Genomic DNA, 13,920 nt, shown 5'->3' on the forward strand with positions numbered 1-13,920 from the left:
TCGTTCATCATGGTCATTTCCCCCGCACCGAACAAGACGTAGAGTTCTCCTCCCCGACGATCAACCCGACACCCGTCCCCCTCGCGTCGTTCGGAGTTCGCCCGTGTTCGTCAGTACCCCCGCCGCCCGGACCGCCGCCACCCTCGCCGCCGCCACCCTCGGCGCCCTGCTCCTCGCCGGTTGCGGGCAGGACGACGACCCCTCGGTGGCGACCCCCTCGCCGGCACCCACGTCCGTCGCCCCGTCGGGGGCCACCCCCACCGCGTCGACCCCGACGGCCACCGGCACGCCCAGCGCCTCCGCCAGCACCGACGCGGTGGACAAACAGATCACCGTCACGATCGCGAAGAAGCGGGTCGATCCGCCCACTGGACGGGTCACCGTCAGTAAGGGTCAGATGGTTCGGATCACCGTCACCTCCGACGTGGCCGACGAACTGCACGTGCACGGCTACGACCTGGGCGCCCGCCTGCCGGCCGGCACGCCCGGCTCGGTGGAGTTCCGCGCCGACAAGACCGGGCTGTTCGAGGTGGAGACGCACGAGTCCGAGCTGGTGCTCTTCCAGCTCGTCGTCCGCTGAACGAGATGACGGTCGCTCCCACGCTGCTGGCACACGGCGTCGGTGGCCGTCAGGACCTGCCGATCACGCTGCCGCAGCTCGTCGTCGCCGCCGCGCTGACCCTCGTCGTCACGTTCGTGGCGCTGGGCCTGCTCTGGCGCGAACCCCGGCTCGACCGGGACGCCACCGGCGGTCGCCCGGTGCCGCAGTGGCTCGCCCGACTCGTCGACGCGTCCGCGTTGCGGTGGGCGCTGCGCGGGCTCGGCCTGCTCGCCGCCGCCTGGTTCTGCCTCGGTCTGCTGGGCGGGCCCGACACCGCTGACAACCCGACCGCCGGCGCGCTCTACGTGCTGCTCTGGGTCGGGCTGGCCCCACTGTCGCTGCTGCTCGGCCCGATCTGGCGGGCGGTCAACCCGCTGCGCACCGTGCACCTGCTCGCGGCGCTGGCGACGCGGCGCGACCCGAACCGTGGGCTCCGTGAACTGCCCGACAGCGTCGGATGGTGGCCGGCCGCCGCCACACTGTTCGGGTTCGTCTGGCTGGAACTCGTCGCCCCCGACCGGGCCACCCTGCCGGTCATCACCGCCTGGCTGGCCGGATACGCGGTGGTCCTGTTGGCCGGCGCGGTGCTGTTCGGCGCCGGCTGGTTCGACCACGCCGACCCGTTCGAGGCGTACAGCACAGTGATCGGTCAACTCGCCCCGCTCGGCCGGGCCGCCGACGGCGTGCTGGTCTGGCGCAACCCACTCGACGGGATCGCCGGCCTGCGACCCCGCCCCGGGCTGGTCGCCGTGGTGATCGTGCTGCTCGGCTCGACCATGTTCGACAGCCTCTCCAACGCGCCGGGCTGGTTGCGCTTCAGCCAGGAGAACGGCCTGCACCCGGCGGTCACCGGCAGCGCCGGTCTGAGCCTCGTCATCGCCGCCGTCGCTGTGGCGTACCTCGCCGCCACCGGTGCCGCGACGCGCATCGGTCGCGCCGACGCCGCCGAGGCCCGGGGGGTGCCGGGCGAGATCGCCCACTCCATCGTGCCGATCGCTGTGGGGTACGTGGTCGCGCACTACTACTCGCTACTGATCCTGGAGGGCCAGCGCACCGTCGCGTTGCTCTCCGACCCCCTGGGCACCGGCGCCAACTGGCTCGGCACCGCCGACTGGGAACCGCAGACCGCGCTGATCACGCCCTCCGGGGTGGCGACCCTCCAGATCACCGTCATCATCCTCGGACACCTGCTCGGCACGCTGCTCGCCCACGACCGCGCCCTGTACCTGTTCCCCCGGGCCCGGGCGGTGGCCGGCCAACTACCCCTGCTGGCACTGATGGTCGCCTACACCGTCGCCGGTCTGCTGCTGCTCTACGCGGGGTAGCCCCGCCCGGGCTCCGACCCGTGCGTCATGATGGCCCGTGGACTCCGATCTTCAGCGCTACCTCGACGAGCTGATCAGCACCGCCCGGGACGTGCTCGGCGACGACCTGGTCGGCGCGTACGCGGCCGGCTCGGTGGGGCTCGGGGCGTACCAGCCAGGCCGCAGCGACGTGGACGTGGCGCTGCTCAGCGCCGGGCCGCTCACCGACACCGCCAAGCAAACGTTGGTCGCCCGGCTACGGCACGAGGCGCTGCCCTGCCCCGCGCGCGGACTGGAACTGGTCGTCTACGACCGGGCGGTGGCCGCCTCCGGCACCCCGGAGCCCGGCTTCGAGGTCGAACTGAACACCGGGGCCGGCATGCCGTTCCGGCGCACCCTCGACCCCGCCGACCGCCCGGCCGCCGACGGCCGATTCTGGTACGGCCTCGATCGCAGCATCCTGCAGCAGAGTGGACTCCCACTGCTCGGCCCGCCGGCCGGAGAGGCCTTCACCGACCTCGCCCCGGCCGACCTGCGCCGCCTGCTCATCGAGGCGCTGTCCTGGTGGCTCGCCCTGCCCACACCGCCGGCCGACCAACCCGCGCCCGGCACCGAGGACGCCGTACTCGGCGCCTGCCGGTCACTGGTGCGCCACCGCGACGGCGTCTGGCTCGCGAAGGTGGCCGCCGGGCAGCGGCTGATCGACGCCGGCGACCCGGCCGAGGTGATCCGTCAGGCGGTCGCCGCGCGGCACGGCGGGCCGCCGCCCACCGGTGCGCAGGCCCGCGCCTTCCAACGACGGGTACGCGACGAGATCGCCGGGTAGCCGCTTCGCCGCTGCGGGGCTGGGCCGCGCGGCGCTCAGCGGACCGGGCTCGCCTTCATCGAGGCGAAGAGCAGGTTGAGACCCTCGGTCATGGTCGGGTGGGTGATGATCGCGTCCCGAAGGGCGGTCCACGGCATCCCGGCGAGCATGGCCATCTGCACCGAGGTGATCACCTCACCGGCCTCGGCGCCGAGCAGCGCCGCGCCGAGGATCCGGTCGGTGCTGGTGTCGACGACCGCCTTCCACATGCCCTGGGTCTGACGCAGGGTGCGCGCCCGGGGGATGGCGGCGACCGGCAGGTGGGCGACCTGGATGTCGTACCCGGCGCGGCGCGCCTCGGTCTCGGTCAGCCCGATCCGCGCCAGCTCCGGGGTGGTGAAGACGGTGTACGGGATCAGCCGGTCGGCGGTGCTGCGCTGGCCTCCCGCGAGGTTCGCCCGGATGATTCGGTAGTCGTCCAACGAGACGTGGGTGAACTGCGGGCTGCCGGCGACGTCCCCGGCCGCCCAGGTGCGCTCGGCGCTGGTGCGCAGGTGCTCGTCGACGTCGACGAAGCCCCGCTCGCTGAGTCGTACGCCGGCCACGTCCAGGCCGAGCCCGTCGGTGACCGGCTCCCGGCCGGCCGCCACCAGCACGTCATCCCCGATCACCACGCTGCCGTCGTCCAGCGTCACCCGCAGCGAGTCATCGGCCTCCCGGTCGACCCGCGCGACCGCCACACCCACCCGTACGTCGATGCCGTCATCGAGGAAGACGCGCGTCACCGCGTCGCTGACGTCGGGGTCCTCGCGGGTGAGCAGCCGTGGACCACCCTCCACCAGTGTCACAGCGCTGCCGAACAGCGCGAACATCTGCGCGAACTCCACCCCGACGGTGCCGCCGCCGAGCACCACCAGCCGGGCCGGCAGCCGGTCCAGGTGCAGCAACTCGTCGCTGGTGAGCACCCCGGCCTCGGCCATCCCGGGCACCGACGGCAGGTGGGGGCGGGTGCCCGTGTTGATCACCACGTCGCTGCCGCGTAACAGTCGCTCGCCGCCGTCGGCGAGTGCCACCCGTACGGTTCGTGGGCCGACGAACTGGGCCTCGCCGATCACCAGGTGCAGGCCGGAGTCGAGAAACTGCTGCCGGTTGGCGGCGACCATCCCCTCGACCACGTCCTGCTTGTGCGCGCGCAACAGGTCGATGTCGACCCGGCCACCCTCCACCGTCAGGCCGAGCGCCGACGCGTCCCGCAACTGGCGGGCAGCCCGCGCGCTGGTCACCAGGGCCTTCGTCGGGATGCACGCGACGTTGATGCAGCTACCGCCGATCATGCCGCGCTCGACCATGGCGACCCGCTGCCCGGATCGGGCGACGTCCATGCTCAACGTCTTGCCGGCCTTGCCGCCACCGACGACGAGCAGGTCGAACTCCTCCGGTTGGTCGGTCACCGGGCGCTCCTCTCGGTCACCGGCCAGGCCGGCGGCCACCGCTGGTGCGCGGCGGCCAGCCCAGCCTGCCAGCTCAAACGGGCACCGCGACCCGGTTCCGCGCAGAATCCGCCCGGGCCGCCCCCATTCCGCGATCTTGCACTTACTGTCGCGACGTAGGGGGCATTCCGCGCATCTCGGCGACCGAAATCGCAAGATCGGCGGGGACGGGACCCGGGCCCGCGCGGATTCGCTTCGGGCCCGGGTTCGATCGCCGCTGAGGTCAGTGCCGGACGGCGCCGTTCTCGCTGGCCGGCTGCCCGAAGGCGAGGAACGGTACGGGCGTCGGTGCGTCAGTGCCGATGTGCCGAGGGAAGGTCGGCTCGGCGTCGTCGGCGCTCACGTCCCGGGCTGCCGTACGGTCGGAGGCCACCGACTCGTCCGCCACCGCCGGTGCGCCAGCATGCTCGTCGTTCACCTGCTCGGCTGGGGCCTGGTCGCCGTTCGCCTGCTCGGTCGGGGACCGGTCGCCGTTGGCCTGGCCTACCGGGGTCAGGTCGGCGTAGCCGCTCTGGACCGGGCTCCGGTCGGCAGGCGCGGCGTTGAGCGGGGCGCGGTCGGCGGTGGCGCGATCGGCGTCCGCGTCGTCCACGGCGGGTCGCTCGGCGGAGTACCGGTCGACGCCCACGCGCTCGACGGTGAGCCGCTCGACGCCTACCCGCTCCGGGGCGGGCCGGTCGGCGCTGGAGCGGGAACCCACCATCGGGTACTCAGCGGTCTCGGTACCGCCGGCTGCCGCGGCCATGACCGCGGCGGCGGCGAGGTCGGCCACCCGCTTCGCCTCCCGCTGTACGCGGGCGCGGACATCCTTGGCGTGCCGCTCGGCGGAGTCCCCGGCACGCCGGGCCTCGTCCAACCGGGCACTCTCGGCGGTCAGGTCCCGGCGGACCTCACCGAGTCGCTGCTGCATTCGGGACAGCTCGTTCTCCAGCGTCTCGCCCTCCTGGCGGATCTCGGCGAGCTGCTGGCGGCCGGTGTCCAGCTCGGCGTTCAGCTCGGCGGCCTCCTGCCGGCGCTCCTCAAGCTCCTTCTGCAGGGCGGCGAGCTGCTGCTGATGGCTGGCGGCCTGCTCGTCGGCGCGGTTGCGCAGCTCGGTCACGTGCTGCTGCGCCTCGGCCAGCAGCGCGGCGATCTGCTGCTCGGTCGCGCTGCGCTCCTCGGCCAACTCCTGCTCGGCGGCGGCCTGCTGTTCGGCGATGTCCTGCTCGGCGGCGGTACGCCGCTCGTTGACCTCTCGCTCCACGGTGGCCTGCCACTGGGCCATCTCCTGCTGGTGCTTGGAGCGGGCCGACTGGAGTTCCTGCTGGATCTGGGTACGGGCCGACTTCATCAGCGCGTCGGCGGCCACCCGGGTCTGGTTGAGCTGCTGTGCGCTCTGCTCGGTGATCCGCTTGGCTTCGTGCTGGGCGCGTTCGTGCGCGGCCTCACCGTCGGCCCGTAACTGCTCGGCGTGCTCGCGGATCGCTGTCAGTTCAGCTTCGGCGTGGGTGCGCCGTTCCTCGTGCGCCTGCTCCTGCTCGGCCCGCCGGGCGGCCAGCTCCTCGGCCAGATCCTGACGTGCCTGCGCGGCCCGCTCACGGGTGTCGGCGAGGATCCGCTCGGACTCGCTGCGCAGCTCGTTGGCCCGGTCGGTGGCCGACTCGGTGATGATGCCGGCCTGCTTTTCGGCGAGCGCCATGATCTCGCCGACCATCGGGCCCAGATCGTGGAACGAAGCGCGGTCCACCTGCACGGGTTGCTCCTGAAGCTCAGCCAGTTCGGCGCGTAGCCGCTGCACCTCGGCGGTCAGTTCACGGACGCGGACGGCGGAGCGCCCGTGCTCTCCGCTCAGCATGGCTATCTGGCCGTCGAGCTGCTCCAGGTGCCGGTCCACCTGGCGTTTGTCGTATCCGCGCAGGGCGAGCTCGAAGCTCGGCCGGGAGGCCGCATCGTCGCGTGCTGCGTGCGGCTCAGCGCCGATGGACATGCACCATCCTCCGTACGATCGGGGCGTCAGGGTCGGCGGTCGCCTGCCCCACGGGCCGTCAGTGTGGCGCAACGCTACCGCCGACCGGACCTCATGCGAAGTCCTGCCCCACCACCTCTCACGTTGCCGTCCCGCGTTCCCCCGATCCCGCGCCGATCATCGACTCGCGGTGCCGGAAAGGTGGTGCTCCACCACCTTTGTCATCCACCACAACTCCATGATCGACGCAGGTCACCTCGGCGCGAGGTCAGCGTCGGCGGGCCACCAGGACCGCGTCGTGGTGGGTGATGTCCTCGCCGTTCGGGTTGGTGACGAGGCGGGAGCGTTCCTCAGCCGCCAGCACCTCCCAGTGGGCCGGCTCCAGATCGGCGGCCACGTCCTGAGCGGTGTACATCATGTCCGGCATGTGCATCCGGTGCGCCGACCCCCACAGATCCGACGGGTGGTGCCCGACGATCAGCAGGACACCGCCCGGTGCCACCGCCGCGGCCAGCCGGCCGAACAACTCCCGCCGCTGCGCCGGGGGCAGGTGCATGAACTGCGCGGACACCAGGTCGTACGCCTCCTCGGTGGGCGGCTTGTCCCGCAGGTCGGCGTGGGTGAACTCGATCCGATCGCCCACGCCGGCGGCCTCGGCGTGCGCGGCGGCCCGGCTCAACGCCGTGCTGGAGATGTCCACCGCCGTCACCTGCCAGCCGCGCTCGGCCAACCACACCGCGTCGCCGCCCTCGCCGCTGCCCACGTCCAGCGCGCGCCCCGGGGCCAGATCGGTGACCTCGGCGACCAGCTGCGGGTTCGGTCGGCCACTCCAGACCGACGGCCGGGACTGGTAGCGCTCCTCCCACGCCGGCTCCTCGAACGTCGTGGCCACCAACTGCCGGTACGCGGCCACCGCGTCCCGGGTCTCCTCGGCGATGAGATCGGCGTTGATCGCCGCCGCCGCGTTCAGGCCGGCCCCGGCGGACGTGATCACCTGACCGCGAATGTCGGCCACGTTGCCCGCCACCCAGACACCCGGGACGGTCGTCGCGCCGGTGGCGTCGGCGGAGATCTGGGCGCCGATGACGTGCTCACCCATCATCACCTCCTCCGGGGCCAGACCGAGCCCCACCAGCACGTCGGAGCGGGGGGTCAGCCGCGTCGCCACCACTATCGCGTCGAGCGCCACCACCCGGCCGTCGGCGAGCCGTACACCGGTCAGCGCGTCGTCGGTCACCTCCACCGCGGCGACCGGGCCGGGCACCACAGCGATGCTGCGGGCGGCGAGCCGCTCGGCGGTCTCCGCGTCGGGTGCGGGGGAGTCGTGCAGGAGGAGCAGCACGCTGGAGCTCCACTGTCGCCACATCTCGGCCTGGTGCACGCTCAGCGGGCTGGTCGCCAGGACGCCGATGCGGCGGTCCCGAACCTCCCAGCCGTGGCAGTACGGGCAGTGCAGCACGTCACGACCCCACCGCTTGGCCAGGCCGGGCACGTCGGGCAGTTCGTCGGTCAGACCGGTGGTCACCAGCAGCCGGCGGGCCCGCACCGAGTCCCCGCCGTCCACGCTCAGCCGGAACCCGTCGTCGTCCCGGGTCGCCGCCCGCACGCGTCCGGTGCGGAACTGCCCGCCGTACCCGGCCACCTCGGCCCGTCCGATCGCGAGCAGCTCGCCCGGCGGCGTTCCCTCCCGGCCCAGGTAGTTGTGCACCCGGTCGGCCGGCGCGTTGCGCGGCTCACCGGAGTCGATCACCAGCACCGACCGTCGGGCCCGGCTCAGCGCCAGGGCCCCGCTGAGCCCTGCGGCGCCGCCGCCCACCACCACCACGTCGTATGTCTCGTCCACCGGTATCTCCCTCTTGCTTCGTCGGCTGCGCCCACCATCCGTCGCCGCCGGCAGGGTGGCAACTATCCTTGCCGTTATGGCAAACGAGGACAGCGCCGCCCTGGCGGCCGTCGGCCCCCGGCTGCGTGCCCTACGTCACCAACGCGGGACCACGCTGACCCAGCTCGCCGACCTGACCGGCATCTCGGTGAGCACCCTGTCCCGGCTGGAGTCCGGGAGCCGTCGCCCCACCCTGGAGTTACTGCTCCCGCTGGCGAGGGCCTACCAGGTGGCGCTGGACGAACTGGTCGACGCCCCCGCCACCGGCGACCCCCGGGTACGCCCCAAACCGATAGTCATCCACGGCGTGACGTACCTGCCGCTGACCCGCCGACCGGGCGGTGTCCAGGCCTTCAAGCAGATCTTCCCGCCGGACCCGTCCGCCGGGGGCCGAATCCCGCAGGCTCACGAGGGGTACGAGTGGCTCTACGTGCTCTCCGGCCGGCTACGCCTGCTGCTCGGTGACCGCGATCTGACGCTGACCCCGGGAGAGGTGGCCGAGTTCGACACCCGCATCCCGCACCTCTTCTTCAACCCCGGCCCCGGCACCGCCGAAGCCCTCAGTCTCTTCGGGCCGCAGGGGGAGCGGTTGCACGTCCGCGCCCGCCCGGCCAGGCCCGACAAGCACCAGTAGCCCCGGACGCGCCGCCGTTCAGGTGGTGTAGTCAGCGTTGATCCGGATGTACCCGTCGGTCAGGTCGCACCCGTACACGGTGAAGGCGCCGGCGCCGATACCCAGGTCGACCTCGATCACCACGTCGTCGCCTTCGAGGTGGCGCCGCAGCCGAACCAGCGTCTCCTCGGTGGCCTGCGCCGGATACACCTCGATACCGCCGAAGCCGATCCGGACCCGTTGCTGGTCGATGTCTTCGTCGTCCTCGCACTTGCCGACCGCCATGGCTACCCGGCCCCAGTTCGGGTCCGCGCCGTGCACGGCTGTCTTCACCAGCGGCGAGTTGACGACGGCCTTGCCCACCCACTTGGCCTGCTCGCCGTCCCGGGCACCGCTGACCCGGACCTCGATGAGTTTGCTGGCGCCCTCGCCGTCGCGGGCGACCATCCGCACCAGATCCAGCGCGACCGTATACAACGCCTGTTCGAACTCGTCCAGATCGACCGGCCCGGCCAGGCCGTTGGCGAAGACCGCCGCCGTGTCACTCGTGGAGGTGTCGGTGTCGATGCTGACCGCGTTGAAAGTGCGGGCGATGACCGACCGGAACACCCGGTCCAGGTCGGCCGGCTCGATGCGGGCGTCGGTACAGAAGAAGGTCAACAGGGTCGCCATGTTCGGTTCGATCATGCCGACGCCCTTCGCGACGCCGACGATGCTCGCCGCTCCGCAGCTGGCCCGCACCACCTTGGGCGTGGTGTCGGTGGTCATGATCGCCCGGGCGACCCGGTCGAAATCGGCAGGCGGAAAGGGCCACCGAAGCTCGGCCAGGCGCTGTCGCACCCTCGGCATCGGATACTGCTTCCCGATCACCCCGGTCGAGGCGATGAGCAGTTCGTCGTCGTCCAGCCCGGCGGTGCGAGCCACTGTGGACCGCACCTCGCGGGCGTTTTCCAGCCCTTCCTTGCCGGTGGCCACGTTCGCGTTGCGGGAGAGCACCACGACGCCGCGGGCGGACGATGTCGACGCCGCCGAACGGCTGAGCAGGACGCTGGGGCCGGCGAACCGGGAGCGGGTGAACACCGCGGCGCTGACCGCTGGCACCTCGGAGACCAGGGCGGCGAAGTCGTCCTCGTCATCCTTGAGCCCGGCGTTCGCGACCACCGCGCGGAACCCCTGCGGAACGATCATGTACTGCTCCATCCTTCTCGTCTCGGCCCGCTCCTGGCCCTCGAACCCAGCGGCGGCCCGACGTCAAGGCTCACACCAGCTCGGACACCTGTCGCCTGTCGGTCACCGGGGGAGCGGACCTCCGGACGCCGCCACGGCGCAAGCCGAAGCACATGGACGGGCAGTCACAGCGGCCAGCCCTTCGTGACCCACGGTATCAATGAGGTAGCTGGCCGACGGATGCCCGGCTGCGGCATCCCAGGGGGCGGTCCGCCGCACCGTGGTCCGACCGGATGGCCTCGGAGCGAGGCGGCCGGGCGCGACGCGGTGGCGGTGACGTGCCGCGAGGGCCGGACCGGTTCGCCTCCGGTCCGACCCCCGCGATCAGGTCCGCGCTAGGCGCGGATCCTGCGCTGCCGGACGACCAGCAGCAGCGCCGCGCCCAGGAGCACCGCCAGCACGCCGGCGCCCATCCAGAGCCCGGCCGGGAACGACGTACCGGTCACTGGGAGCTTTCCCTTCACCGGAATGGTGATGGTGGACTCGGGCGAGACCGGCGCCGGGCCGTCCGGCGGGGTGCCGGTCGCCGTCGCGGTGTTGCGCAGCGACCCGTTGTGGTAGTCGGCCTTGCCGACCGTGTACGTCGCCGTGCAGGTCACCGCGGCACCGGCCGCGAGGGTGACGGAGCCGTTCGGGGTCCGCTCCGGACCACAGGTGATCGGGCCGAGGTTGGCAGCCGAGGCCGGCGCGGTCAGCGCGTCGGTGATCGTCACCCCGGTCAGCGACACCTGACCGGTGTTGGTGACCACGAACTGGAAGGGCACGTGCTGCCCCGGTCGGACGATCTTGTCGGTGCTGCTCGACTTCACCACGGTGATCGCCGCGCCACGGGTGGCTGTGACCTCGGCGGAGGCCGGCGCGGAGCGTACCGGTGCGGGTGGGGCCTGGCCGGGGATGGTCGGCGGCGTGCCGGCCGCGACGGCCGTGTTGGTGATTCGGCCGGCCTCGACGTCCGCAGCGGTGACCGCGTAGGTCGACGTGCAGGTGGTGCTCGTCCCGGCGGCCAGGCTGACCGCGCCGTTGGCGACCGGCGGCGTGCCGCAGGTGATCGCCCCGGGCGTTCCGGTGCCGGAGAAGTCGGTCTCGTCGACGGTCACCGCGCTGAGCGCTGTGGTACCGGTGTTGGTCACCACGAACCGGTACGTGACCACATCGCCTGCCGAGGACACCACTGTGGGCGTCACCGACTTGGTGATGGCGATCGCCGGGTGCGGGATCGGGATGTCCACGGGCGACGGTGGGGATACCGGCGGCGGTCCGAACGGGGGCGTACCAGTGGCCGTGGCGACGTTGCGCAGCGACGAGCCGGCGAAGTCCTCAGCGGTCACCGTGTAGGTCGTCCGGCACTGGATGGAGGCGCCCGGTGACAACGTCACAGCGCCGTTCGGGATGTTCTGCGGACCGCAGGTGATCGGCCTGAGCACACCACGCTCGGACGGCGGCAGCACCGTGTCGTTGACCGTCACGTTGGTGAGGGTGAAACCGCCGGTGTTGACGACCAGGAAGGTGTAGGGCACCTGCTGGCCCGGCGCGGCGATCGCCACAGTGGTCGTCGATTTGATCACCTCGATGTCGGCGACGAGGCCGGACTCCGGGATGGTCAGTGTCGACGGCGGCGAGTCGACCGGAGCGCCCCCGCCCGGCGGTGTGCCGTGTGCGGTGGCGACGTCGGTGACGCCGTTGTTGTCGAGGTCGGCCTGGGTGACGGTGTAGGTGGCGGTGCAGGTGGTGCTCGCGCCGGGCGCCAGGGTGGTGACCGGGCAGGTGATCGGGCCGAGGTCGGCGTTGGAGGACGGCGGGGTCTGCACGTCTGTCACGTTGACGTTGGTCAGCGTGAGCCCACCGGTGTTGACCACGTGGAACCGGTACGGGACCTGCTGACCGACCGCGGTGATCGCCACCGTCGTGGAGGTCTTCACGACCTGGATCGCGGCGATGACTCCCGCGTCCGGAATGGTGAGCGTCGCCGGCGTCGAGTCGATCGGCGTGTCACTGCCGGCCGGGGTGCCGTGTGCGGTGGCGACGTCGGTGACGCCGTTGTTGTCGAGGTCGGCCTGGGTGACGGTGTAGGTGGCGGTGCAGGTGGTGTTCGCGCCGGGCGCGAGGGTGGTGGCGGCGCAGGTGATCGGGCCGAGGTCGGCGTTTGACGACGGCGGTGTCTGCACGTCTGTCACGTTCACCGAGGACAGCGTCACGGTGCCGGTGTTGGCCACCAGGAACCGGTAGGGCACCTGCTGCCCGACCGTGTTGATCGAGACGGTGGTGGACGACTTCAGCAGCGAGATCGACCGGATCAGGTCGGCCGCCGGAATGGTCAGCGTCGAGGGCGTCGAGTCGATCGGGTCGTCGCTGCCGGCCGGTGTGCCGTGTGCGGTGGCGACGTCGGTGACCTCGTCGTTGTCGAGGTCGGCCTGGGTGACGGTGTAGGTGGCGGTGCAGGTGGTGTTCGCGCCCGGGGCGAGGGTGGTGGCGGCGCAGGTGATCGGGCCGAGGTCGGCGTTTGACGACGGCGGGGTCTGCACGTCGGTCACGTTCACGTCGTTGAGCGTCACGCCGCCGGTGTTGGCCACCAGGAACCGGTACGGCACCTGCTGACCGACCGCCGTGATCGACGTGGTGGTCGACGACTTCACCACTGAGATGCCGGGCACGACCACGTCGCTCGGGATCGTCAGGGTGGCCGGCGGCGACTGTACGGGCGGCCGACCGCCGGGTGGTGTGCCCTGGGCGGTCGCGCTGTCCCGGACCGAGCCGAAGTCCAGGTCGGCCTGGGTGACGGTGTAGGTGGCGGTGCAGGTGGTCTGCGCGCCGGGGGCGAGGGTGGTGGCGGCGCAGGTGATCGGGCCGAGGTTCGCGTTGGATGACGGCGGTGTCTGCGTGTCCGTGACTGTCACTCCGGTGAGGGTGAACCCACCGGTGTTGACGACGTGGAACTGGTACGGCACCTGCTGCCCGACAGAGGTGATCGACGGGGTGGTGGAGGTCTTCAGGATCGCGATGGAGGCGACCAGGCCGGTCTCCGGAATGGTGAGTGTCGAGGGCGTCGAGCTGACAGGTGCGCCGACCGTTGGGGTGCCGTGCGCGGTGGCGACGTTGGTGACGCCGTCGTTGTCCAGGTCGGCCTGGGTGACCGTGTAGGTGGCGGTGCACAGGGTCTGCGCGCCCGGTGCGAGTGTGGTGGCGGCGCAGGTGATCGGGCCGAGGTTCGCGTTTGACGACGGCGGTGTCTGCAGGTCGGTCACGTTCACGCCGGTCAGGGTGAATCCGCCGATGTTCAGCAGGTGGAACTGGTACGGAACCTGTTGCCCGACAGTGGTGATCGATGTGGTGGTCGAGGTCTTCAGGATGGCGATCGCCGCGATCAGACCGGCTTCGGGGATTGTCAGCGTCGAGGGCGGCGAGGTGACCGGCGTACCGCCGCCGGGCGGGGTGCCCCGTGCGGTGGCGACGTTGGTGACGCCGTTGTTGTCCAGGTCGGCCTGGGTGACCGTGTAGGTGGCGGTGCAGGTGGTGCTCGCGCCGGGTGCGAGGGTGGTGGCGGCGCAGGTGATCGGGCCGAGGTTGGCGTTCGACGACGGCGGTGTCTGCACGTCGGTGACGGCCACGTTGGTCAGGGTCAGGCCGCCGGTGTTGGCGACCAGGAACCGGTACGGCACCTGCTGCCCGACCGAGGTGATCGAGGTGGTGGTGGACGACTTCACCACGGTGACGGCGGCGGTGAGCGCCGGCGCCGGGATGGTCAGGGAGTTCGGGTCGGAGACGACCGGTGGACCGGTGGGTGGGCTGCCCTGTGCGGTGGCGACGTTGGTGACGCCGCCGTTGTCCAGGTCGGCCTGGGTGACCGTGTAGGTGGCCGTGCAGGCGGTCTGAGCCCCTGGCGCGAGCGTGGTGGCGGCGCAGGTGATCGGGCCGAGGTTGGCGTTCGACGACGGCGGGGTCTGCACGTCGGTGACCGAGATGGCCGTCAGCGGGACGCCGCCGGTGTTGACCACGTGGAACGAGTACGGCACCTGCTGACCGACGCTGGTGATCAGCGTGGTGTTCGACGACTTG

Annotated in this window: 9 protein-coding genes; 4 read left to right on the forward strand and 5 right to left on the reverse strand. The window is 71.8% G+C overall.

The genetic code is table 11. The features are described 5' to 3' along the window. Nucleotides 1–103: 103 nt before the first annotated feature. Genes OG992_RS03305 through OG992_RS03315 form a run of 3 tightly spaced genes read left to right on the forward strand, consistent with a single transcriptional unit; the run spans nucleotide 104 to nucleotide 2,731 of the window. Nucleotides 104–580: a hypothetical protein gene (locus OG992_RS03305; protein WP_266302304.1), complete on the forward strand. Its 477-nt coding sequence runs from the start codon at nucleotides 104–106 to the stop codon at nucleotides 578–580. A gap of 5 nt (nucleotides 581–585) precedes the next feature. Then, entirely contained in the window at nucleotides 586–1,926 is a 1,341-nt protein-coding gene (locus OG992_RS03310) for a hypothetical protein (RefSeq protein ID WP_266302305.1), read from the forward strand. Between the two features lie 37 nt (nucleotides 1,927–1,963). Continuing rightward, a complete protein-coding gene (locus OG992_RS03315; RefSeq protein WP_266302306.1) occupies nucleotides 1,964–2,731 on the forward strand; it encodes a nucleotidyltransferase domain-containing protein in 768 nt (255 codons plus the stop codon). A 35-nt stretch (nucleotides 2,732–2,766) separates the two neighbouring features. On the opposite strand, the gene OG992_RS03320 is transcribed toward OG992_RS03315, so the two are convergent. The 3 genes from OG992_RS03320 to OG992_RS03330 all read right to left on the reverse strand — a co-directional run bounded on the left by OG992_RS03320 (nucleotide 2,767) and on the right by OG992_RS03330 (nucleotide 7,988). Then, the gene (locus OG992_RS03320) at nucleotides 2,767–4,161 is read right to left on the reverse strand and encodes an NAD(P)/FAD-dependent oxidoreductase (RefSeq protein WP_266302307.1); all 1,395 of its coding nucleotides are present in this window, start codon (nucleotides 4,159–4,161) and stop codon (nucleotides 2,767–2,769) included. Nucleotides 4,162–4,423: 262 nt separating this feature from the next. Beyond that, nucleotides 4,424–6,166, reverse strand: coding sequence for a hypothetical protein (locus OG992_RS03325; protein ID WP_266302308.1), 1,743 nt, complete (start codon nucleotides 6,164–6,166; stop codon nucleotides 4,424–4,426). 247 nt (nucleotides 6,167–6,413) lie between these two features. Continuing rightward, on the reverse strand, nucleotides 6,414–7,988 hold the full coding sequence (locus tag OG992_RS03330) for a bifunctional NAD(P)/FAD-dependent oxidoreductase/class I SAM-dependent methyltransferase (RefSeq protein WP_266302309.1): 1,575 nt from the start codon (nucleotides 7,986–7,988) through the stop codon (nucleotides 6,414–6,416). Between the two features lie 76 nt (nucleotides 7,989–8,064). Here OG992_RS03330 and OG992_RS03335 point away from each other — a divergent pair, with 76 nt between their 5' ends. Then, complete coding sequence (locus OG992_RS03335) at nucleotides 8,065–8,661, forward strand: helix-turn-helix transcriptional regulator (RefSeq protein ID WP_266302310.1); 597 nt, start codon at nucleotides 8,065–8,067, stop codon at nucleotides 8,659–8,661. A gap of 18 nt (nucleotides 8,662–8,679) precedes the next feature. On the opposite strand, the gene argJ is transcribed toward OG992_RS03335, so the two are convergent. Further along, nucleotides 8,680–9,828, reverse strand: a complete 1,149-nt coding sequence (gene argJ, locus OG992_RS03340) for a bifunctional glutamate N-acetyltransferase/amino-acid acetyltransferase ArgJ (RefSeq protein WP_266302311.1) — start codon at nucleotides 9,826–9,828, stop codon at nucleotides 8,680–8,682. 374 nt (nucleotides 9,829–10,202) lie between these two features. Then, nucleotides 10,203–13,877: a hypothetical protein gene (locus OG992_RS03345; RefSeq protein ID WP_266305136.1), complete on the reverse strand. Its 3,675-nt coding sequence runs from the start codon at nucleotides 13,875–13,877 to the stop codon at nucleotides 10,203–10,205. Nucleotides 13,878–13,920 lie beyond the last annotated feature (43 nt).

Origin of the sequence: Micromonospora sp. NBC_00362, assembly GCF_026342155.1 — a bacterium.
Lineage (GTDB): Bacteria > Actinomycetota > Actinomycetes > Mycobacteriales > Micromonosporaceae > Micromonospora > Micromonospora hortensis.